The organism is Streptomyces coelicoflavus (assembly GCF_003112555.1).
GTDB lineage: Bacteria > Actinomycetota > Actinomycetes > Streptomycetales > Streptomycetaceae > Streptomyces > Streptomyces coelicoflavus.
Window position 1 is genome coordinate 98,626 of the sequence record NZ_BEWB01000004.1, and the last position, 21,707, is coordinate 120,332.

The following is a 21,707-nucleotide window of genomic DNA, read 5'->3' on the forward strand; positions in this document are numbered from 1 at the left end:
GCGCAGCCCCACCGGGCGGCGACGGTGCCGGACACCCACGCCCGCTCTGCGGAAGCGGACCGCGGCGTACCGCGCGGTAACGCGGTACAGGCAGAGCGTGATCGCGGGGTGTAAAGCCGTCCTCCCCCGGCTCCCCTTCGCGGAAACCTCAACCGCGCGAGAAAATCCCGCATTCCCGCTTCCGCAGTCTTTCCGCACGCTTCTTCGTCACCGGCCTCGGTACCGGCCCCTCACCCGTCTTACAGCCGACTTATGGCCGAAAAGGGCAGGATGGAGGCAACACACCCACCAGCCCCCTGCCCTCGTGCGTCCGAGAAGCGCTACGCGGGTGGACACAGGAAGGACAAGCGACGTGCGCGTACTCGTCGTCGAGGACGAGCAGCTGCTCGCCGATGCGGTGGCCACCGGACTGCGCCGGGAGGCCATGGCCGTCGACGTCGTGTACGACGGTGCGGCCGCCCTGGAGCGCATCGGCGTCAACGACTACGACGTGGTCGTCCTCGACCGCGACCTCCCCCTCGTGCACGGCGACGACGTGTGCCGCAGGATCGTCGAGCTGGGCATGCCCACGCGCGTGCTCATGCTCACGGCCTCCGGCGACGTCAGCGACCGGGTCGAGGGCCTGGAGATCGGCGCCGACGACTACCTGCCCAAGCCCTTCGCGTTCAGCGAGCTGATCGCCCGCGTGCGCGCCCTGGGCCGGCGCACCAGCGTGCCCCTGCCGCCCGTCCTCGAGCGCGCCGGGATCAAGCTCGACCCGAACCGCCGCGAGGTCTTCCGCGACGGCAAGGAGGTGCAGCTCGCCCCGAAGGAGTTCGCCGTGCTCGAGGTCCTGATGCGCAGCGAGGGCGCCGTGGTCTCCGCCGAGCAGCTGCTCGAGAAGGCCTGGGACGAGAACACCGACCCGTTCACCAACGTCGTGCGCGTGACCGTCATGACCCTGCGCCGCAAGCTGGGCGAGCCGCCCGTCATCGTCACCGTCCCCGGCTCCGGATACCGGATCTGACCGGCCGTGGCGACGACACCCGCGCCCCCCGGGGCGCCCCCCAAGCCCACGTGGGACCCGCGCTCGGTCACACCGCTGCCGTGGCTGCGCCCCACCATCCGGATAAGGCTCACGCTGCTGTACGGCGGCATGTTCCTGATCGCCGGCATTCTGCTGCTGTCGATCATCTACCTGCTCGCCGCCCAGGCGGTGCGCACCGGCAACGAACCGCTGTACAAGATCGTCGACTTCACCGACCTCAAGGTCTCCAGCAGCACCTGTCCGGTCGTCGACAACGGCGGCCTGTCGCTGTCCGACTTCAACGCGGCCATCAGCGACTGCATGGACCACCAGCGCAAGGTCGCCCTGGACAACCTGCTCAGCCGCTCCCTGCTGGCGCTCCTCGGCCTCGCCGTGATCGCCTTCGCCTTCGGCTACGCCATGGCCGGGCGCGTCCTGTCCCCGCTGGGCCGGATCACCCGCACCGCGCGCGCGGTGGCGGGCTCCGACCTCTCCCGCCGGATCGAGCTGGACGGCCCGGACGACGAGCTGAAGGAGCTGGCCGACACCTTCGACGACATGCTGGAGCGGCTCCAGCGGGCCTTCACCGCCCAGCAGCGCTTCGTGGGCAACGCCTCCCACGAGCTGCGCACGCCGCTGGCGATCAACCGCACCCTCCTGGAGGTGCACCTGTCCGACCCTGGCGCACCGGTGGAGCTCCAGCAGCTCGGCAAGACGCTGCTGGCCACCAACGAACGCAGCGAGCAGCTGGTCGAGGGCCTGCTGCTGCTCGCACGCAGCGACAACCAGATCGTCGAGCGCAAACCGGTGGACCTCGCCGAGGTGGCCGGCCAGGCCATCGACCAGGTGCACGCCGAGGCCGACACCAAGGGCGTGGAGCTGCGCGGCACCCGCGAGGCCGCGGTGGTCCAGGGCAACGGCGTCCTGCTGGAGCGGATCGCCCTGAACCTCGTCCAGAACGCCGTGCGCTACAACGTGGCGGAACAGGGCTGGGTGGAGGTCACCACGGCCGTGGAGGGCGGACAGGCGGTCCTGGTGGTCACCAACACGGGCCCGGTCGTCCCGGCGTACGAGGTGGACAACCTCTTCGAGCCGTTCCGGCGGCTGCGCACCGAGCGGACGGGCAGCGACAAGGGCGTCGGGCTCGGGCTCTCCATCGCGAGGTCCGTGGCCCGGGCCCACGGCGGGCACATCTACGCCCAGCCGCGTGAGGGCGGAGGGCTCGTGATGCGCGTGACGCTGCCCGTCTGAGATCATGACCCCGACATCTCACCGAGACCCGAGGATGTTCGCTTTGAGCGGAATTTCCAGGCCACCGGCCCAGGAGTCGCGTGTGTGATCGATCACAACGAAGACTTTCCCGCCGTCTACTCTCCGTGATCATGCACCCTGTCGGAAAGCCGGGAAAATCCCGGTTTTCAGGGGTCCAGATCACGGGAAGTACACGGTGAGACGCCTTTGAAGTGCGGCATTCGGACCGTGTACGGTCCCCATCGCCATCCAAGCCGATCACTCGAGAGAGGTCCGGTTGGGTGTCGATTGAGTAACAGACCTTGATGTGAGGCAAAATCTCCGCCTCGGGTCGGGCACAAGTCCGGCCTCTCACGCGTTACGTGCGCTGAAGACACCGCAGACACCCAGAGGGGGAGAGTGACCATGGCAACCGATTACGACACTCCACGCAAGACCGACGACGACGTCGACTCGGACAGCCTCGAAGAGCTGAAGGCGAGGCGGAACGACAAGTCCGCCTCGGCCGTCGACGTCGACGAGTTCGAGGCCGCGGAAGGCCTCGAGCTTCCCGGCGCCGACCTCTCGAACGAGGAACTGGCCGTCCGTGTACTTCCGAAGCAGCAGGACGAGTTCACCTGCATGAGCTGCTTCCTGGTGCACCACCGCAGCCAGCTGGCCCGGGAGAAGAACGGCCAGCCCATCTGCCGCGACTGCGACTGAGGCGGGGTCGGCCGTGACCACCGGCTCGACCCCTCCCTGGAAGCGCCGTTTCTCCCGACGAGGAGCGGACCAAGGGCCGTCCGACGGTCCCTACAGCGCGCGTGACGACGAGCGGGGCCCGACCGATACAGGTAAGGCCCCGCTCGAGCCAGTGGCCGACCGGAGTGACCTCCCGGCGACCACGCGGCCTCCGGCACCCGCTGCCCGGCGCCGGGCAGCGGCGTTCCGGGAGAAGGCCGGACAGGGCGTGCGCAACGGCGGCGCCCGCGCCAGAGCGGCCCTGGGGCACCTCGCCGACCGGATCATCGACCTGGCACCCCGCGTGCCCGTCCGGGACCTGGCGACGCTGCGCGGGCAGTTCCCCGGCCTCGGCCCCGAAGAGCTCGCCGACCGGCTCGTGGCCGGCGCGGCCAAGGGCACGGCCACCGTGGGAGCGGGCATCGGAGCGGCGGCGATGCTGCCCGTACCGCCCGCGATGCCCACCGAACTGGCCGCCGAGATCACCGGCGTCGCGACGATCGAGCTCAAGCTGATCGCCGAACTCCACGAGGTCTACGGCGTACGCCCGCCCGGCGGCCTCGCCCAGCGCAGCACCGCGTACCTGAACTCCTGGTCCGACGAACGCGGCGTCGACGTGTCCAAGCCGTCGACCCTCGGCTCGGCGATGAACAGCCACATGAAGCGCCAGCTGCGCCAGCAGATCATGAAGCGGATGGTGCGCGACCTGCCGAACCTGATGCCCTTCATGGTGGGCGCGGCCGTGGGCGCCGTCATGAACCGCCGCGACACCAGAAAGCTGGCCGCGAGAATCCGCACCGACCTGCGCAGGCACCAGGTCGCCTGGAGCGCCCTGGAGGACCTCCCGGCGCTGGAACGGCCGCAGGACGCCTTGGACATGGGTGAGATCGCCAAGGGGATCGGACCCGGCCGGCCCGGCCGCGGGGAAAGCTTCGGCAAAGACGAGCGCTGACCACTCCCGCCCCCGCCCGCCCGCCGGCCCGTCCCGGACGAGCGACGGCTCCGGCCGGACGGATCCTGCCGCGCACCGGGGCCCTGTCGCCCCCACCGACCGCGCCAACACCCTTCGACCGCCCTGCGGGCCGCACGGACCGGACCGCTTCGGCGCCCCACGCGGTGCCGCGCCCCGTCCCGACCGGGACCGCCGGGCAAGGTGCTACGCGGCAGCCGCCTTCGCCGCCGTCAGGGCCTCGATCAGCCGCTCCGGCTCGCGCGTCGACAGGTACAGGTACGGAGTCGGGTCCTCCGGGTCCGTGACCAGCACCCGCACCGCCCGCGGAATGTAGGCGCGCAGCAGCAGGAACGCCCGGGCGTCGGCCTTGTACGTGCGCCAGGCGCGGGCCTCCTCCGGATCGAGGATCTCCGCCTCGCCCAGCGCCGAGACCGGCACCCTCGCCTCGCCCGCGATCAGCGAGTCCCCCACGACCCGGATGCGGACCGCGCCGTACGAACTGGCCGCCACCGCCGCCACCGCCGTGCCGCCCGCCAGGCCGCCCAGCATCGGCAGCGTGCCGAAGGGCAGCAGGATCAGCGCGAACGCCAGCCCCACCAGGAAGGAGACCAGCCACCAGGAGCGGGGTGCGGTGAGGCGTTCTTCGTACGGGGCCGTGGAGAGCTGCATGAACCAAGCTTGGCACGGGGTCGGTGTTCGGCCGACGCACGGGTAAGGTCTGCGCCTGTGAGTGGTACTTCCCCAGGTCTTCAGCCCCCCGCCGACGCCGTGAAACCCGTACGGCACCCCGACGCGCCCGCCCCCGGCGAGCTGCTCGGCGCCCACTACGGCCAGTGCTTCGGCTGCGGCGGCGACCAGCCCCACGGACTGCACCTCCAGGCGCGGGCGGGCGAAGGCGTGTCGATCACCGCCGAGTTCGTCGTCCGCCCCGCCCACCAGGGCGCCCCCGGCCTGGCCCACGGCGGCGTGCTGGCCACCGCCCTGGACGAGACGCTGGGCTCGCTGAACTGGCTGCTGCGCACCATCGCGGTGACCGGACGGCTCGAGACCGACTTCCGCCGGCCGGTGCCCGTCGACACGACGCTGTACCTCGAGGCCGAGGTGACCGCGGTGGCCGGCCGCAAGATCTACTCCACCGCCACCGGCCGGATCGGCGGGCCCGACGGCCCGGTGGCCGTCCGCGCCGACGCCCTCTTCATCGAGGTCAAGGTCGAGCACTTCGTCCAGAACGGCCGCGAGGAGGAGATCCGCGCCGCCATGGACGACCCCGACCAGCTCCGCCGCGCCCGCGCCTTCGAGGTGAACCCGTGAGCGGCGCGGGGCTCGAGGTGCTGATCCGCCGTGTCGACCCCGACGTGCCGCTTCCGGAGTACGCGCAGCCCGGCGACGCGGGCGCCGACCTGCGCACCACCGCCGACTGCGAGCTGGCGCCCGGCGAACGCGCCGTTCTGCCCACGGGCGTGTCTGTGGCGCTCCCCGAGGGGTACGCGGCCTTCGTGCACCCACGTTCCGGACTGGCCGCCCGCTGCGGTGTCGCCCTCGTGAATGCCCCGGGGACGATTGATGCCGGGTACCGTGGGGAGATCAAGGTGATCGTGGTGAATCTCGACCCGCGCGAAAGCGTGCGGTTCGAGCGCTTCGACCGGATTGCCCAACTGGTCGTCCAGCAGGTCGAGAGGGTCCGCTTCCGTCAGGTCGCGGAGCTTCCCGGCTCGGCGCGGGCCGAGGGGGGCTTCGGATCCACCGGCGGCCACGCCGGATTGGACCCTGCAAGCGGCACAAGCGGTCAGGTCGCCGAAGGCGGCCCGACGGGTGGGAATCGATACGCTTCGGTCGTATCCGACCGGGAAGGACAGTGACGTGTTCGGACGTCGCAAGAAGAACGACGCCGCCGAGGACGCGGCCGGCGAGACCGAGCAGGTCGTCGACAGCGTCGACACCGAGGCGGACGAAGAGCGCGAACGCGTGCGGCTCGAGCCCGAGCCGCGCCCCGACGGGCCCTGGGACAGCACCGAGGTCCGCGACCCGGGCGAGGGCCGGGTCGACCTCGGCGGCCTGTTCATCCCCGGGGTCGACGGCATGGAACTGCGGGTGGAGGTCGCGGGCGACGCGATCGTCGCCGCGACCGTCGTGCTGCGCGACAGCGCCATCCAGCTCCAGGGCTTCGCCGCCCCCAAGCGCGAGGGCATCTGGGGCGAGGTGCGCGAGGAGATCGGCTCCGGCATCACCCAGCAGGGCGGCATCATCGACGAGGTCGAGGGTCCGCTGGGCTGGGAGCTGCGGGCCCAGGTCCCGGTGCAGCTGCCGGACGGCACGGGCGGCTTCCAGGTCGTGCGGTTCGTCGGTGTGGACGGGCCCCGCTGGTTCCTGCGCGGCGTGATCTCGGGCCAGGGCGCGGTGCAGCCGCAGGCCGCCGGTCTGCTGGAGCAGATCTTCCGGGACACGGTCGTCGTCCGCGGCGACGGCCCGATGGCCCCCCGGGACCCCATCGTCCTGAAGCTGCCTAACGACGCGCAGATGGTCCCCGAGGGTGTCCAGCAGGAGGAGGGCTCCCGCTTCGCCGGCGGCATGGGCCAGCTCCAGCGCGGACCGGAGATCACCGAGGTGCGCTAGCGCACACCTGGTACGGCTTTCCGCCGTACGCGAGCCACGACGCCGACGGCCGCGCCCCTTCGAGGGCGCGGCCGTCGGCGTCGTGGCGGACGTGTGCTCGTACGGGCCCGGGTGATCCGGTCCCGGCCGTTGAACCCGCCGCCCGCGCCGGTGATACTGGCGCCCGGTTCCACGGCGTACGACGGGGGAGGTTGCGACATGAGCCAGGTGGCCACCGGGACCATGGTGCGCGTATCGGACGTGCGGAAGTCGTACGGCCGCGACGGCGCCGCCGTGCACGCCCTGCGCGGCGTCTCCTTCGACGTGCCGCGCGGTGAGCTGGTCGCCCTCAAGGGCCGGTCGGGATCCGGGAAGACCACGCTGCTCAACATCGTCGGCGGCCTCGACACCCCCGACACCGGGCGGGTCGAGGTCGACGGCCGGGACCTCGCGGAGCTGGACGAGGACGGACTGCTCGCCCTGCGCCGGGACCGGGTCGGCTTCGTCTTCCAGTCCTTCGGTCTCATCCCGATCCTCACCGCCGCCGAGAACGTCGGCGTCCCGATGCGCCTGCGCCGGGCCGCGCCCCGGGAACGCGAGGAGCGCGTCGAGCTGCTGCTCGCCCTCGTCGGCCTCGCCGACCACGCCGCCCAGCGCCCCGGTGAGCTGTCCGGCGGCCAGCAGCAGCGGGTCGCCGTCGCCCGCGCCCTCGCCAACAACCCCGCGCTGCTGATCGCCGACGAACCCACCGGCCAGCTGGACGCCGAGACCGGGCACTCGGTGATGGAGCTGCTGCGGGCCGTCGTACGCAGCGAGCGGGTCACCGCCCTGGTCGCCACCCACGACACCACCCTGCTCGACCTCGCCGACCGGGTGCTGGAGCTGCGGGACGGCGAGGTCGCCGAGGAGTGACACCGCCCGGGGCGGTGGCCGTCAGAGTTCCGTCAAGGACGACCGGCATCCGCACCCCCGCCCCTTTTGCCGCGATTGCGGGTCGTAGGGTCGACGCTGCGCACTCGGCGCCGACCGGAAGACAATGAGGCCATGGGACGCGGCAAGCTTCGGATCTACCTCGGCGCGGCACCGGGCGTCGGCAAGACGTACGCCATGCTGTCCGAGGCCCACCGTCGCGTGGAACGGGGCACCGACTGCGTGGTGGCCTTCGTCGAGCACCACGGCAGGGCGCGCACCGAGGTGATGCTCCGCGGCCTGGAACAGATACCGCGCCGGGAGGTCGAGTACCGGGGCGGGGTCTTCACCGAGCTGGACCTGGACGCGGTCCTCGCCCGCGCCCCCCGGGTGGCGCTGGTGGACGAGCTGGCCCACACCAACGTCCCCGGCGTGCGCAACGCCAAGCGCTGGCAGGACGTCGAGGAACTCCTCGCCGCCGGGATCGACGTCGTCTCGACCGTCAACATCCAGCACCTGGAGTCCCTCGGCGACGTCGTGGAGTCGATCACCGGCGTACGGCAGCGGGAGACCGTGCCGGACGAGGTGGTGCGCCGCGCGGACCAGATCGAACTGGTCGACATGTCGCCCCAGGCGCTGCGCCGGCGCATGGCCCACGGCAACATCTACCAGCCGGACAAGGTCGACGCCGCCCTGTCCAACTACTTCCGCCCCGGCAACCTCACCGCCCTGCGCGAGCTGGCGCTGCTGTGGGTGGCGGACCGGGTCGACGAGTACCTCCAGCAGTACCGCAGCGAGCACCGCGTCTCGAAGATCTGGGGCTCGCGCGAACGCATCGTGGTCGGCCTGACCGGCGGCCCCGAGGGCCGGACGCTGATACGCCGGGCCGCGCGCCTGGCCGAGAAGGGTGCCGGCGGCGAGGTGCTGGCCGTGTACATAGCCCGCAGCGACGGGCTGACCTCCGCCTCCCCGAAGGAGCTGGCGGTGCAGCGCACCCTGGTGGAGGACCTCGGCGGCACCTTCCACCACGTGCTCGGCGAGGACATACCGGCCGCCCTGCTCGACTTCGCCCGCGGTGTCAACGCCACCCAGATCATCCTCGGCTCCTCGCGCCGCAAGGCCTGGCAGTACGTCTTCGGACCCGGCGTCGGCGCCACCGTCGCCCGCGAGTCCGGCCCCGACCTGGACGTCCACATCGTCACCCACGAGGAGGTCGCCAAGGGGCGCGGACTGCCGGTGGCCCGGGGTGCGCGGCTCGGCCGGTCCCGGATCGTCTGGGGCTGGTTCGCCGGCCTGGGCGGTCCTGTGCTGCTGACGCTGCTGCTCAACACCGTCCACCTCGGGCTCGCCAACGACGTCCTGCTCTACCTGGCGCTGACCGTGGCGGCCGCCCTGCTCGGCGGGCTGTATCCGGCGCTGGCCTCGGCCGCGGTCGGGTCACTGCTGCTGAACTGGTTCTTCACGCCGCCGGTCAACCGGATCACCATCGCCGACCCGAGGAACATGCTTGCGCTCGCCATATTCGTGGGCGTCGCGCTCTCCGTGGCCTCGGTCGTCGACCTCGCGGCCCGCCGCACCCACCAGGCCGCCCGGCTGCGCGCCGAGTCGGAGATCCTGTCCTTCCTCGCCGGGGACGTGCTGCGCGGCGAGACGAGTCTGGAGACGCTCCTGGAGCGGGTGCGCGAGACGTTCGGCATGGAGTCGGCCGCCCTCCTGGAACGGGAGGACGACGTGGCGCCCTGGACCTGCGCGGGGCGCGCCGGGTCGGGGCCCCCGGTCGACCGCCCGGAGGACGCGGACGTGGACATGCCCGTCGGCGACCACATGGCACTCGCGCTGACCGGCCGCGTCCTGCCCGCCGAGGACCGCCGGGTACTGGCCGCCTTCGCCGCGCAGGCCGCCGTCGTCCTGGACCGGCGCCGCCTGCGCGAGGAGGCCGACCGGGCCCGCGCGCTGGCCGAGGGCAACCGCATCCGCACCGCGCTGCTGGCCGCCGTCAGCCACGACCTGCGCACCCCGCTGGCCGGGATCAAGGCGGCGGTGACCAGCCTCAGGTCCGACGACGTGGCCTGGTCCGAGGAGGACCGGGCGGCGCTCCTCGAGGGCATCGAGGAGGGCGCCGACCGGCTCGACCACCTGGTGGGCAACCTGCTCGACATGTCCCGCCTCCAGACGGGCACCGTCACCCCGCTGATCCGCGAGATCGACGTGGACGAGGTGGCGCCGATGGCGCTCGGCGGGGTCCCCGAGGGCAGCACGGAGCTGGACATCCCGGAGACGCTGCCCATGGTCGCCGTGGACGCCGGGCTCCTGGAGCGGGCGCTGGCCAACCTGGTGGAGAACGCCGTCAAGTACAGTCCGGACGACCGGAGCGTCCTGGTCGCCGCCAGCGCCCTCGCCGACCGCGTCGAGGTGCGCGTCGTCGACCGGGGGCCGGGAGTGCCGGACGAGGCCAAGGACCGCATCTTCGAGCCCTTCCAGCGCCACGGCGACGCCCCGCGCGGGGCCGGGGTGGGGCTCGGCCTGGCCGTGGCCCGGGGCTTCGCCGAGGCGATGGGCGGCACCCTGAACGCGGAGGACACCCCCGGCGGCGGACTCACCATGGTCCTGACCCTGCGCGCGGTGGGAGCCGCCGGCGCCTCCACGACGGCCCCCCGGCCCACGACCGCAGAACGTGCGACCGCGCCGGACACGACCGTGCAAGGCGCGACCGCGGAAGACGCGACCGCAGAAAGCGCGACCGCAGAAAGGCAGGCCGCCGGATGACCCGCGTCCTCGTGATCGACGACGAACCCCAGATCGTGCGCGCCCTCGTGATCAACCTCAAGGCGCGCCACTACGAGGTCGACGCCGCCCACGACGGTGCCACCGCCCTCCAGCTCGCCGCCGCCCGCCACCCCGACGTGGTGGTGCTCGACCTGGGCCTGCCCGACATGGACGGCGTCGAGGTGATCAAGGGACTGCGCGGCTGGACCCGGGTGCCGATCCTGGTGCTGTCCGCCCGGCACTCCTCGGACGAGAAGGTCGAGGCGCTGGACGCGGGCGCCGACGACTACGTCACCAAGCCCTTCGGCATGGACGAGCTGCTGGCCCGGCTGCGGGCCGCCGTCCGCCGGGCCGAACCCGTCCCCGGTGGCGAGGACGAGGTCGTCGTGGACACCGCGGAGTTCACCGTCGACCTGGCCGCGAAGAAGGTCCACCGGGGCGGGAAGGACGTACGCCTGACGCCCACCGAGTGGCATCTGCTGGAGGTGCTGGTGCGCAACACCGGGCGCCTGGTGAGCCAGAAGCAGCTGCTCCAGGAGGTGTGGGGTCCCTCGTACGGGACGGAGACGAACTACCTGCGGGTCTACATGGCCCAGCTGCGCCGCAAGCTGGAGGCGGACCCCGCGCACCCGCGGCACTTCATCACCGAGCCGGGCATGGGGTACCGCTTCGAGAAGTGAGAGGGAGTGCACGGGACGTGAGGGCGACGTGAGTCTCGCCATCCCGTCCCCAGAGGGGTGCATGGCCGTCGGCGGGCCCCGGTACGCTTCAGATATGAGTGCTGCTCCGCGTTCCGACAAGCCGGTGGGCCGGTTCCGGCGCATGTTCGACCGGCTCTCCTCGTCGCAGGAGGACCTGGAGTCGGAGGAACTGCGCGAGGACGCCGACACCGCCGGGTGCACGCGCATCGGAGACTGCCAGGACCGACAGGTCGTGTCGGTAACTGGTACCTTGCGCACGGTCACCCTGCGACCGCGTGCGGGCGTCCCGGCCCTGGAGGCCGAGCTGTTCGACGGGTCCGCCGCCCTGGACGTGGTGTGGCTGGGCAGACGCTCCATCGTGGGCATAGAGCCGGGGCGCAAGCTCATCGCATCGGGCCGGATCTCCATGAGCCACGGCCGCCGGGTGCTCTTCAACCCGAAATACGAACTGAGACCCCTCGGACGGGAGTAGCCGGTGACGTCGCTCGACAAGCCGACCGAAGACACGACAGAGGCCGACGACGCCCGGGCGGTGACGGAGGCCGCGCTGTTCGAGGCGTTCGGCGGCGTGCGCGGCATGGTCGAGACGGTGCTGCCGGGCCTGCTCTTCGTCACCATCTTCACGCTCAACAACGACCTGCACATGTCGGCGATCGCGGCCCTGGCCGTGTCCGTGGTGCTGGTCGTGGTCCGGCTGGCGATGAAGGACACCGTCAAGCACGCCTTCAGCGGCGTCTTCGGGGTCGCCTTCGGCGTGGTCTTCGCGATGATGACCGACAACGCCAAGAACTTCTATCTGCCGGGCATGCTCTACACCCTCGGCCTGGCGCTGGCGTACATCGTCACCTCGCTGGCGGGGGTGCCGCTGATCGGCCTGATCCTCGGCCCGGTCTTCAAGGAGAACCTCTCCTGGCGCACCCGCAACCCGGGCCGCAAGAAGGCCTACACCAAGGCCAGCTACGCGTGGGGCCTGATCCTGCTCGCCAAGAGCGCGATCCTCTTCCCGCTGTACTGGTGGGCGGACACCGAGCAGCTCGGCTGGGTCCTGGTCACCCTGAAGATCCCGCCCTTCCTGCTCGCCGTCTGGCTGACCTGGGTCTTCCTGGCCAAGGCGCCGGCTCCCATCGACGTGTTCGCGGAGATGGAGGCGGCGGAGGAGGCCGAGAAGGCGGAGAAGGCCGAGCGGGAACGGCGCCAGCAGGAGGCCGACGCAGCCCTCCCGGGACCGCCCGGGGCCGACGGGGAGGCAGCCGACCCGCGCGGCGGCAGGCACCGCAGGGCCTGACGCGCAGGACGACCCGATACGGCGGTGGGGCGCCCGGACAACTCCGGGCGCCCCACCGCCGTACCGCGTCGTACCGCCCGCTCAGACCGTGCCCTCCGGTCGCCTGCGGGCCGACAGGAGGTCCTCCAGCTGCTCCTCGCGGGCCTGCGCGGCCACGAAGAGCAGCTCGTCGCCCGCCTCCAGGGAGTCCTCCCGGGACGGCGTCAGCACCCGGGTGCCGCGGATGATCGTCACCAGCGAGGTGTCCTCGGGCCACTGGACGTCGCCGACCTGGGTGCCGGCCAGGGCCGACTCCTCCGGCAGCGTCAGCTCGACGAGGTTGGCGTCGCCGTGGCTGAAACGCAGCAGCCGGACCAGGTCGCCGACGCTCACCGCCTCCTCCACCAGGGCCGACATCAGCCGCGGGGTGGAGACGGCGACGTCCACGCCCCAGGACTCGTTGAACAGCCACTCGTTCTTCGGGTTGTTCACCCGGGCGACGACGCGCGGAACGCCGTACTCCGTCTTGGCCAGCAGGGAGACGACCAGGTTGACCTTGTCGTCGCCCGTGGCGGCGATGACGACGTTGCAGCGCTGGAGCGCCGCCTCGTCCAGGGACGTGATCTCGCACGCGTCGGCGAGCAGCCACTCCGCCATCGGCACCCGCTCGACCGAGATGGCGGTCGGCGCCTTGTCGATGAGCAGGACCTCGTGGCCGTTCTCCAGCAGCTCGCCCGCGATCGAACGGCCGACCGCGCCGGCTCCGGCAATGGCGACCCTCATCAGTGACCGCCCTCCTCTTCGGGACCCTTGGCGAACGCCGCCTCGACCTTGTGGACCTCGTCGGTGCGCATCATCACGTGCACGAGGTCACCCTCCTGAAGGACGGTCTGCGAGGAGGGCAGGATCGCCTCCCCGAGCCGGGTGACGAAAGCCACCCGCACGCCCGTCTCCTCCTGAAGGCGGCTGATCTTGTGACCGACCCAGGCCGAGGAGGTGTGCACCTCGGCCAGCTGGACACCGCCGGTGGGGTCGCGCCACAGCGGCTCGGCACCCGAGGGCAGCAGCCGGCGCAGCATCTGGTCGGCCGTCCAGCGGACGGTGGCCACGGTGGGGATGCCCAGGCGCTGGTAGACCTCGGCACGGCGCGGGTCGTAGATGCGGGCGGCGACGTTCTCCACGCCGAACATCTCGCGCGCCACGCGGGCGGCGATGATGTTCGAGTTGTCCCCGCTGGAGACGGCGGCGAAGGCACCGGCCTCCTCCACACCCGCCTCACGCAGGGTGTCCTGGTCGAAGCCGATCCCGGTGACCCGCCGGCCGCCGAACGAGGAACCGAGGCGTCGGAAGGCGGTGGGGTCCCGGTCGATCACGGCGACCGTGTGCCCCTGCTGCTCCAGGGTCTGGGCGAGCGCTGAGCCCACCCGCCCGCAGCCCATGATGACAATGTGCACGGCTCACACCACTCTTCTTCTCAGCCCTCTTACCGGGGTGAACATCCCGTTCATCTTCCTCTTTCGGCTCGACGGGCAAACACCTGCGGCCCCGCTGAGGGCCGCAGGCCACCATCATGCCGGTCCGCCGCCGCCGGACCCCGCCGGGGTGGTTCGTTCGCGTCGTTCAGTTCCGTTGAACCGGAGCGCGGTCGCGCCTCAACACTTTGACGGTGGCGTCCCCCTCCACGGGGCGTGTGTTGAGGCCGGAATCCGATCGTTCGGTGGATGACGGGTGGGTGAGGGCTTGCCACGATGGACCCCGGTTCGAAAACTGGCTGCGAGCCAGCCAAAAACCGGGCGGCGGCCCTCCGGGGGCCGGTCAGGACCGCCCGGACCCGGCACCCCGTCCGCTCACGGGAGTGCGGGGAGCACGCGCGGCGACCCGGCCCCACCGGGCCGTCCGGCGCCGCGCGGCCGACCCCTCGGACCGAGGACACAGCCTGTACAACTTCGGGGGATGTGTGGAAATCAACATATTGGGTCCCGTGTCGATCAACACGTCGCACAGCGGCGGCGGGATACGGGCCGGCAAGGTCCGCACGCTGGTGGCGACGCTCGCCGTCGACGCCGGCCGCGCCGTGTCGCTCGCGGATCTGGTGGACGAACTCTGGGGCGCGACCCCGCCCGACAACGTCCTCAACGCCCTCCAGGCGCATGCCGCGCGGGCCCGGAAAGTGATCAACGAGCGGGCCTGCCCCGAGCGGGCCGGCGGCTTCCTGCGCTCCGTGCTCGGCGGCTACCTCCTCGAGATCGACCCGCGATGCGTGGACGGCAACCGTTTCCTGCGGCTCGCCTCCCAGGGCGCGTCCCTGCTCCCCGCCGACCCCGCGCGCGCCGCCGAACTGCTGGAGACCGGTCTGCGGCTGTGGCGCGGCCCCGCCCTCATCGACGCGGGAGAGGGAAGGCGCTGCCGGGGTGCCGCGGCCCTGTTCGAGGAACGCCGGCTCACGGCCCTGGAGGACCTGGTGAGCGCGATGCTCCTGCTCGGCGGAGAGGCCCAGGCGATCGCGATGCTCCAGCAGCTGGTGGCGCAGTACCCGCTGCGCGAGCGGTTCTGCGAGCTGCTGATGGTCGCCCTCTACCGGGTCGGACGCCAGGGCGACGCCCTGGAGTCCTACCACCTGGCCAGGAAACGGCTCGACGAGGAACTGGGCGTCCAGCCGGGCGCGCTGCTGCGCCGGCGGCACGCCGAGATCCTCGCGCAGGATCCGGTCCTGAAGGTGCCGTCCGCGCTGTGGCGGGAGCCCTACTCCCCGGCGGGCACCAGCCTGCTCACCGCCTGACGGCCCCGCCCCGGCCGCGGCCGACGCCCTCGTGAACAGGAACGAGACGTTGTCAGACAACGAAACACCCAACGAAAGGGACACGGTGCCGGCGACACCGGCGGCGCCGGGCCCCGCGGAACCGATCGCCATCGTCGGAATGTCCGCCCTCTACCCCCGGGCCCGCGGCCTCGAGGAGCTGTGGCGGCTGCTGGTCGCCGGCGCGCCGCCGTCCGGCACCGGCGCGGGACCGGCACCGGCCGGTCTCGGTGACATCGAGGTCGACGTCGCACGGTTCGGCATCCCGCCGGCCCAGGCGGCCTCCATGGCCCGCCTGCAACTGCTCATGGTGGAGGCGGCCCGCCAGTGCCTCGACGACGCCACGGGCCCCGGCGGCCTCCCGGGCCGCACGGACGTCGTCGTCGGCACCTGCCTCGGACTGGACCGGCAGTACGCCAACGCGCTGCGCGTCGACGGCGCCCGCTACGCCCGGGACCTGGCGGAGACCCTCGCCGAAGGTCCCTGGCGGCACACCGGCACCGACCCGCGGGACGCCGAGCGGGAACTCAACGACGTACTGGCGCGCCGGCTCGGTGCCTCACCGCACGACCGGGTGGGGGAGATGGCCAGTACGATCCCGGCGCGCATCGCGTCCGCCTTCAAGCTGCGCGGACGCACCCTCGCCGTCGAGTCGGCGGACGCCACCTCGTACTGGGCCCTCGCGCACGCCGTGGACAGCCTGCGTGCCGGGCTGACCGACGCCGCCCTGGTCGTGGTCGGGCAGCGCGACGAGGGCCGCTTCGCGCGGCGGGCGCTCGCGGCGAAGGGGATCGCGGCCGGGCCGGACGAGGCGGGGGACGGCCCCGCACTCGCCGAAGGGCTCGGGGCGCTGCTGCTCAAGCGCCGTTCGACCGCGCGGCGGGACGGCGACCGCGTGTACGCGTCGGTACTGGACTGCGCGCTGCGGCACGAGGCGCGGCCGGGCACCTTCCGCTACTCGCTGTCGGCCGGGCACCGCCGGGCCGCCGCCGAGGCCGCACACCGGACCGCGGGCGTCACGCCGGGATCGGTGGGCCTCGTCGAATGCGCGGGGCACGGCACCGCCGCCGTGGGGCGCGCCGAACAGGACGCGATCGCCGCGATCCACACCGGCGCGGCGCGCGACTCGGTCGCCCTCGGCAGCGTGCGCGACCGGCTCGGCCACACCTTCGCCAACGCCGGGCTCGCCGGTGTCACGAAGGCGGCACTGGCCCTGCACCACCGCACCGTCCCCCCGGCACGGTCCGGCACGTCCGCCGGTCCGGCGGACGGCAGCCCGTTTCGCGTGCCGCGCGCGGCGGAGCCGTGGCGGCCGTCCGCGGACGGCACGCCCCGGCGGGCGGCGGTGCTGGGCGCCTCGCTGACCGGAACGGTCTGTCACGTGCTGCTCGAAGAGCACGTACCGGCCGCCGCCGGGGCTTCGGAGCCGCCCGTCGACCCGGCGGACGGCCTCTCGGCGGGTGCCTCGGCCGGTGCCACGACGGGTGCCCCGGTCGCCGAGAGCCCCACGGGCGAGGGCGAGGGCGAGCGGGAGGACGAGCGAGAGGGCGAGGGGGAGGACGAGGGCAGGGGCGCGGCCGTCGGGCGCGGCGGCGCCGGTTCGTCGGTGGGCGGCGGCGCCGGCCGGTCCGTACACGGCGGCGCCGGTGCGGCGTCGTCGGTGCGCGGTGCCGGGGAGCCCGTCGCGATCGTCGGTTTCGGCGGGCGCTTCGCCGACTCGCCCGACGCGGACGGCTTCTGGCGGACCATGCTCTCCGGGCGGGACCGGATCGGGCCGCTGCCGCCCGAGTCGTTCGACCGCGACCTCTACCACGCCCCGGGCGCGCTCGCCCGCGGCCGCAGCTACACCGACCTTGGCGCACCCGTCCCCGTGCCGTCGGCGCCGCCCCCCGGGCTGCGCATCCCGCCGCACCGGTACGCCGCGATGGACGCGGCCCAGCGCCTCGGACTCCACGTGGCGACCGAGATGTTCGCCCGCCACGGGCGCCCGTCGCACACGCTCGAGGGCGTCGGAACCGTCGTCGTCGGCAGCAACCTGGGCCTGTCCAGGGAACGCCGGCTGCACACCGGCCTGTGCCTCGACGACCTGGAGGCGGACGTCCGCTCCCTCGCCGCGCTCGGCGCACTGGGGCCGGACGAGGTCGAGGCGCTGACCAAGCTGGTGCGCGACCGGTTCACGGATCCCGGCCCGGTCGACCTGCCGACCACCTGGGACGGCTGCGTCGCCAGCGGCATCGCGGCCCTGATCGGCAACGAACACCGCCTGGACGCCGTGCCGGTGGCCGTGGAGGCCGCCTGCGCCTCCTCGCTGGCGGCGCTCGACGTCGCCGTGGGACGGCTGCGCTCCGGCGCCGCCGACTACGCCGTCGCCGGGGGCGTCGAACTGCCCTGCAACGCCCGGGACATGGTGCTCTGCTCCGCGCTGGGCCTGCTGTCGCACAGCAGGATCACCCCCTTCGACGCGGCCGCCGACGGCTTCACCCCGGGCGACGGCTGCGCGCTGTTCCTGCTCAAACGCCTGACGGACGCCCGCCGCGACGGCGACCCGGTGTTCGGTGTGCTCCGCGCGGTCGGCGCCTCCAACGACGCGAAGTCGCTGATCGCCCCGGACGTCGACGGCCAGACACGGGCCGTGCGGCAGGCCTTCGCCCAGGTGGACTTCGGCCCGGACGAGGTGGACTACCTGGAGGCCCACGGCACCGGTACCCGGCTGGGCGACCGGGTGGAGGTCGCCGCCGCCGCACAGGTGTACGGCACCGGCCGGCGCAGCGCGCCGCTGCACATCGGGTCCGCCAAGTCGTTCCTCGGCCACACCTTCGCGGCGGCCGGCGCGGCCGGACTGCTGCGCACCCTCCAGGCGTTGCGGCGGGCCACCCTGCCGCCCAGCGTCAACCTGAGCGAACTCAGCCCCGACCTCGCCCTGGCCGCCGTACCGGCGCGGGTGGCGACCGAGGCCCTGCCCTGGCCCGCGGGGCACGACCGGCCGCGGCGCGCCGCGGTGAGCGCGTTCGGAACCGGCGGCATCAACTACCACCTGCTCCTCGAGGAAGGCACGGACGCAACGCGATGAACTTCGATTTCGAGGCCGGGTTCGACGCCGAGACGGCGGAGATGCGCGACATGGTCGTGCGCTTCGCCCGGCGCGAGCTGGACTCTCCCGGTTGCTTCGCCGACGCCGAGGACTTCCGGCGGCGCTGGCGGCTGGCCGGCAAACAGGGCCTGGTGGGCACCACCGTGCCGGGCGAGTTCGGCGGCAGCGGGCTGGACGCGGTGGCCGCGGCCGCCACCATGGAGGCGCTCGGGTACGGCTGCACGGACACCGGCTTCGCCTTCTCGGTCGCCGCGCACCTGTTCGCCGCCGTCATGCCGATCGTCGAGTTCGGCACCGAGGAGCAGCGCGGCGCATGGCTGCCGGCCCTCAGCTCCGGCGAGCGGATCGCCGCGCACGCCATCACCGAGCCGGAGGCCGGGTCGGACGCGCTGCATCTGCGCACCCGCGCCCGGGCCGTCGACGGCGGCTACGTCCTCAACGGTGCCAAGTGCTTCATCACCAACGCCCCGGTGGCCGACGTGTTCGTGGTGCAGGCCGCCACCGACCCGCGGGGCGGCTTCTTCGGGCTGACCACCTTCCTGGTCGAGGCGTCCACCCCCGGGCTCACGGTCGGGCAGCCGTACGACAAGGTGGGGCTGCGCGGCTCCCCGACGGCCGACGTCCACTTCGACGACTGTCCCGTCCCGGCCGGAGCGGTGCTGGGGGCGGAGGGCGCCGGGGCGAGCATCTTCACCGGGTCGATGAAGTGGGAGCGCACCTGCCTGTTCGCGGCCTACCTCGGAGCGATGCGCCGGGTGCTGGAGTCCACGGTGGAACACGCCCGGGACCGGGAGCAGTTCGGCACGCCCATCGGGGAGTTCCAGGCGGTCAGCCACCGCATCGTCGACATGCTGGGCCGCTACGAGGGGGCCAGGCTGCTGCTCTACCGCGCGGCGCGGTCACTGGCCGACGGCACGGCGGACGAGATCGGCCCGGCCCTCGCGAAGATCGCGGTCAGCGAGGCGGCCGTGCAACTCGGACTGGACGCCGTCCAGTTGAGAGGCGCGCTGGGGGTGATGGACGGGGAGGCCGAGTCCCTGCTGCGGGACGCGCTGCCCGCCCGGATCTTCTCCGGCACCAATGAGATCCAGAAGAACAACGTCGCGCGAGCGCTGGGCCTGGGGCGCCGGCGTCCCGCGGCACGCCGCTGACCGCACAGCCAGGGAGCTGCGAGACATGGACGTCATCATCCACCGAATCCGTCTGCGCGACGGAGTGGACCCGGCCCGCTTCGAGGCCTGGGTCCGGGACGCCGACTACGCGACCTGTCCCCGGCTGCCCAGCGTGCGCGCCTTCGGCGTGCACCGGGTGAGCACGGAACGGGACGCTCCATTCCACTACTTCGAGATCATCTCGGTGAGCGCACTGGACGCATTCTCCCAAGACATGAAATCGGAGGCCTTTCAGGGTTTGGCCGACGCATTCGACACGATGGCCTCGGTGGTCGAGGAGATGAGCGGCGAACGCGTGGAACCGGGCTACCGGGCACTGCCCTGACGTGACCCGTCCGCTAACGCGGCACGGAGTACGAAGGGGCCGTACGGCGACGAAACCGTACGGCCCCGCGGGGCTCTCAGCGGGACGGGGAGCCGTAGCCCGGGCAGCTGCCCAGGAGCCCCGACTCGTAGGCGATGGCGACGGCCTGTGCGCGGGTCGCCGCACCCAGTTTGCGCAGGACCCGGTGTACGTGGGACCTGACCGTGGTGGCCGAGACGGACAGGGCGCCGGCCATCTCGGTGTTCGTCTTTCCCTGGGTCAATAAGACGAGCACTTCTGTTTCCCGAGGTGTCAGCTCCGGACGCAGATTCTTCGGCGCCTTGCTCCGCCAATAGCGAGTGAGGGCTTCCTGGGCCTCTTCGGGAGCGATAATGGCGTTCACTTCTGTGACGGTTTTGATGACGTGCACCAATTCTTCGACCGAGGTTTCCGCGGACAATACCGCGCGTACGCCCACGCGCAGCGCCTCGAATGCGCGGTGGGTGTTCTCCGGTTTGGTCAGCAGAATGGTCTTGGCGAGTCGGGCGAGTTCCGTGAGCTTGTCGATGTGATCCACGGTCACCAGGGGCGCGACGGCGATGAGTACGTCGGGACCGGTCTCCGTGGCGGTGCTGAGCGAGCCGCGCAGGGTGGTCTCGACCTGCACCTTCAGTTGGTGTCGCTCCAGCAGTGCGCGCATTCCCTCGCCCAGGATGACGCGGTCGCAGCACACCAGGACACGGGTTGTCATACGTGAGCTTTCGGCCGGGAAGGATGTGAATGGCACGGGCGGCGCGGGTCGGGCCCGGCGTTGCCGGGTCGGTGGCACACGCCTTTCTTCGGCATTCCCCCGATATGCGTCATGCCGCCAAACGTAGCACGCATGTGCGTACTTGGAGAGTGGCTTGCGATAGCCGGGTGAGAGCCTGGTACGAAGCTGTTTCACCCTGATGAAGATCTTGTCGGGAATGGTGTGAATGCTGCTGGTCCCGTGCCGGTCCGGCTCAGAACGCCACGTGTCCGGCGGCGTCGGCGCGCCGGTGGGAGCGCGGCGCGGGAGCGCCGGCCACACCGACCCGGCTCACGAAGAAGGTGCGGCCGGGCAGGGACAGTTCCCGCTCCAGCCGGGCGCGCAGGTCCTCGTGCTGGATGACGATGCTGACGGGGTGGAGGGACAGTCCGTGCCGGGTCGCCCGCCACCAGTAGTCGGCCAGCCGGGCTCCGCCCCGGAGCAGGTCCGCACGTCCGGGCGCCCGCCCGGCGAAGCCCATGGTCACCACGGCCGGGGTGCGGCGCACGAGGTCGGCGAGCCCGGCGGCCAGCACCCGGTGGTAGCCGACCTTGCCCAGCAGGTTCATGGTGACCGGCGCCAGCGCGCAGCGCATCGCGGCCCGGCGCGGCCGGGACATCGGGCCGAAGAGCTGCTCCGGCGTGAACCCGTCCCCCCGCGCGGCCGCGTCCGCGAGGTCCCGGCGCAGGAAGGAGTGGGTCTCCCGCCAGGCGGCGCGATGCCCGAAGTCGCGCCCGGCGTGCCGCGCGACGAAGGCCGCGAACGCACGCAGGTCCCGCGGTCCGGTCAGGTGCCGGACGTGGACCGGGTCTGCTCCGCCCTCCGCCGCGTCGGTTTCCGCCAGGTCGCGCAGCAGCCCGGCCGGGACCGGCTGCGGCCGGTAGGGCCCACGGTGGGTGCGGCGGGCGAGCGCGGTCTCGTGGAGGTCGCCCAGCCGTTCCCCGCCCGGCGCCCCGCGACGCAGCGCCACCACGCACAGCGGCGTCCACGCCGCCGGCCACCCGGCACCGAACGGAGAGCCGCCGCCCCCCAACGGCGTGCCGTCGTCCAGGACGCGTGCCGCGGTGGTCGTCCAGCCCTGGGCGGCCAGCCCGCGGAGCAGGATGCGCCAGTAGAGGCCGCAGCTCACCTCCATCTCCACGGCGTGTGCGGCGAGTGCCGTCAGCTCCCGGCCGCGGTCCAGGGCCAGGACCAGGTACTCGTCCGCGTCCTCGCCGGTCAGATCCGCCGCGGCCCGGCGCGCCGTCCCGGTCGTGGCCCGGCCGAGGCCCCACGGCTGGCAGTTGTGCGAGGAGGGGCTCAGCGCCGCCGGTTCCGCCGCCGCCTCGAGCGCCTGGGTGAACGTGGACACCGGCGTGGCGGTCCGGTCCGTCCTGCGGGTCGTCATGACGT

21 protein-coding genes are annotated in these 21,707 nt (G+C 72.6%); 16 read left to right on the forward strand and 5 right to left on the reverse strand.

Features of this window, described 5'->3' with window-relative positions; translation table 11 throughout:
• The first annotated feature begins 352 nt into the window (after positions 1-352).
• The 4 genes from Sco07f_RS09015 (at position 353) to Sco07f_RS09030 (ending at position 3,929) form a co-directional block, all read left to right on the forward strand.
• On the forward strand, positions 353-1,006 hold the full coding sequence (locus tag Sco07f_RS09015; protein ID WP_007387794.1) for a response regulator transcription factor: 654 nt from the start codon (positions 353-355) through the stop codon (positions 1,004-1,006).
• Positions 1,007-1,012: 6 nt separating this feature from the next.
• Positions 1,013-2,257: a sensor histidine kinase gene (locus tag Sco07f_RS09020; protein WP_108987487.1), complete on the forward strand. Its 1,245-nt coding sequence runs from the start codon at positions 1,013-1,015 to the stop codon at positions 2,255-2,257.
• Between the two features lie 405 nt (positions 2,258-2,662).
• Positions 2,663-2,959 (forward strand): DUF4193 domain-containing protein, encoded by a 297-nt coding sequence (locus Sco07f_RS09025; protein WP_003993510.1) that lies wholly within the window; start codon positions 2,663-2,665, stop codon positions 2,957-2,959.
• Between the two features lie 13 nt (positions 2,960-2,972).
• Positions 2,973-3,929 carry a hypothetical protein gene (locus Sco07f_RS09030; protein WP_108987488.1) on the forward strand — a complete coding sequence of 319 codons (957 nt, stop codon included), beginning with the start codon at positions 2,973-2,975 and terminating at the stop codon, positions 3,927-3,929.
• A gap of 204 nt (positions 3,930-4,133) precedes the next feature.
• Here the strand turns inward: Sco07f_RS09030 and Sco07f_RS09035 are convergent, their stop codons facing one another.
• Positions 4,134-4,598, reverse strand: coding sequence for a DUF3093 domain-containing protein (locus Sco07f_RS09035; protein WP_007387793.1), 465 nt, complete (start codon positions 4,596-4,598; stop codon positions 4,134-4,136).
• 57 nt (positions 4,599-4,655) lie between these two features.
• Here Sco07f_RS09035 and Sco07f_RS09040 point away from each other — a divergent pair, with 57 nt between their 5' ends.
• The 8 genes from Sco07f_RS09040 (at position 4,656) to Sco07f_RS09075 (ending at position 12,182) form a co-directional block, all read left to right on the forward strand.
• Positions 4,656-5,240, forward strand: coding sequence for a PaaI family thioesterase (locus Sco07f_RS09040; protein ID WP_042821824.1), 585 nt, complete (start codon positions 4,656-4,658; stop codon positions 5,238-5,240).
• On the forward strand, positions 5,237-5,788 hold the full coding sequence (dut, locus tag Sco07f_RS09045; RefSeq protein WP_054099850.1) for a dUTP diphosphatase: 552 nt from the start codon (positions 5,237-5,239) through the stop codon (positions 5,786-5,788). Before Sco07f_RS09040 ends, dut begins: the two co-directional genes overlap by 4 nt.
• A gap of 1 nt (position 5,789) precedes the next feature.
• Entirely contained in the window at positions 5,790-6,542 is a 753-nt protein-coding gene (locus Sco07f_RS09050; protein ID WP_007387799.1) for a DUF3710 domain-containing protein, read from the forward strand.
• 198 nt (positions 6,543-6,740) lie between these two features.
• The gene (locus tag Sco07f_RS09055) at positions 6,741-7,433 is read left to right on the forward strand and encodes an ABC transporter ATP-binding protein (RefSeq protein ID WP_108987489.1); all 693 of its coding nucleotides are present in this window, start codon (positions 6,741-6,743) and stop codon (positions 7,431-7,433) included.
• A 132-nt stretch (positions 7,434-7,565) separates the two neighbouring features.
• Positions 7,566-10,196 carry an ATP-binding protein gene (locus tag Sco07f_RS09060; protein ID WP_108987490.1) on the forward strand — a complete coding sequence of 877 codons (2,631 nt, stop codon included), beginning with the start codon at positions 7,566-7,568 and terminating at the stop codon, positions 10,194-10,196.
• Positions 10,193-10,876, forward strand: a complete 684-nt coding sequence (locus Sco07f_RS09065; RefSeq protein ID WP_007387802.1) for a response regulator — start codon at positions 10,193-10,195, stop codon at positions 10,874-10,876. The genes Sco07f_RS09060 and Sco07f_RS09065 overlap by 4 nt, the downstream gene beginning before the upstream one ends.
• A 94-nt stretch (positions 10,877-10,970) precedes the next feature.
• A complete protein-coding gene (locus Sco07f_RS09070; protein WP_076976707.1) occupies positions 10,971-11,369 on the forward strand; it encodes an OB-fold nucleic acid binding domain-containing protein in 399 nt (132 codons plus the stop codon).
• 3 nt (positions 11,370-11,372) lie between these two features.
• Positions 11,373-12,182 carry a DUF3159 domain-containing protein gene (locus Sco07f_RS09075; RefSeq protein ID WP_108987491.1) on the forward strand — a complete coding sequence of 270 codons (810 nt, stop codon included), beginning with the start codon at positions 11,373-11,375 and terminating at the stop codon, positions 12,180-12,182.
• 81 nt (positions 12,183-12,263) lie between these two features.
• On the opposite strand, the gene Sco07f_RS09080 is transcribed toward Sco07f_RS09075, so the two are convergent.
• Together Sco07f_RS09080 and Sco07f_RS09085 are read right to left on the reverse strand one after the other, a co-directional pair.
• Positions 12,264-12,944 carry a potassium channel family protein gene (locus tag Sco07f_RS09080; protein ID WP_042821826.1) on the reverse strand — a complete coding sequence of 227 codons (681 nt, stop codon included), beginning with the start codon at positions 12,942-12,944 and terminating at the stop codon, positions 12,264-12,266.
• On the reverse strand, positions 12,944-13,615 hold the full coding sequence (locus tag Sco07f_RS09085) for a potassium channel family protein (protein WP_042821828.1): 672 nt from the start codon (positions 13,613-13,615) through the stop codon (positions 12,944-12,946). Before Sco07f_RS09085 ends, Sco07f_RS09080 begins: the two co-directional genes overlap by 1 nt.
• A gap of 527 nt (positions 13,616-14,142) precedes the next feature.
• Between Sco07f_RS09085 and Sco07f_RS09090 the strand changes: the two genes are divergently transcribed.
• The 4 genes from Sco07f_RS09090 to Sco07f_RS09105 are packed head-to-tail and all read left to right on the forward strand — an operon-like array spanning position 14,143 to position 19,546.
• Positions 14,143-14,940 (forward strand): AfsR/SARP family transcriptional regulator, encoded by a 798-nt coding sequence (locus tag Sco07f_RS09090; protein ID WP_239650154.1) that lies wholly within the window; start codon positions 14,143-14,145, stop codon positions 14,938-14,940.
• A gap of 49 nt (positions 14,941-14,989) precedes the next feature.
• Positions 14,990-18,028: a beta-ketoacyl [acyl carrier protein] synthase domain-containing protein gene (locus Sco07f_RS09095; protein ID WP_280524561.1), complete on the forward strand. Its 3,039-nt coding sequence runs from the start codon at positions 14,990-14,992 to the stop codon at positions 18,026-18,028.
• Positions 18,025-19,200, forward strand: coding sequence for an L-prolyl-[peptidyl-carrier protein] dehydrogenase (redW, locus tag Sco07f_RS09100; RefSeq protein WP_108987492.1), 1,176 nt, complete (start codon positions 18,025-18,027; stop codon positions 19,198-19,200). The genes Sco07f_RS09095 and redW overlap by 4 nt, the downstream gene beginning before the upstream one ends.
• Positions 19,201-19,225: 25 nt before the next feature.
• Positions 19,226-19,546 carry a RedY/HapK family protein gene (locus Sco07f_RS09105; RefSeq protein ID WP_108987493.1) on the forward strand — a complete coding sequence of 107 codons (321 nt, stop codon included), beginning with the start codon at positions 19,226-19,228 and terminating at the stop codon, positions 19,544-19,546.
• Positions 19,547-19,622: 76 nt separating this feature from the next.
• Here Sco07f_RS09105 and Sco07f_RS09110 read toward each other — a convergent pair whose 3' ends face one another.
• Positions 19,623-20,225 carry a response regulator transcription factor gene (locus Sco07f_RS09110; protein WP_244942012.1) on the reverse strand — a complete coding sequence of 201 codons (603 nt, stop codon included), beginning with the start codon at positions 20,223-20,225 and terminating at the stop codon, positions 19,623-19,625.
• 304 nt (positions 20,226-20,529) lie between these two features.
• Positions 20,530-21,702 carry a nitroreductase family protein gene (locus tag Sco07f_RS09115; RefSeq protein WP_108987494.1) on the reverse strand — a complete coding sequence of 391 codons (1,173 nt, stop codon included), beginning with the start codon at positions 21,700-21,702 and terminating at the stop codon, positions 20,530-20,532.
• Between the last annotated feature and the right edge of the window lie 5 nt (positions 21,703-21,707).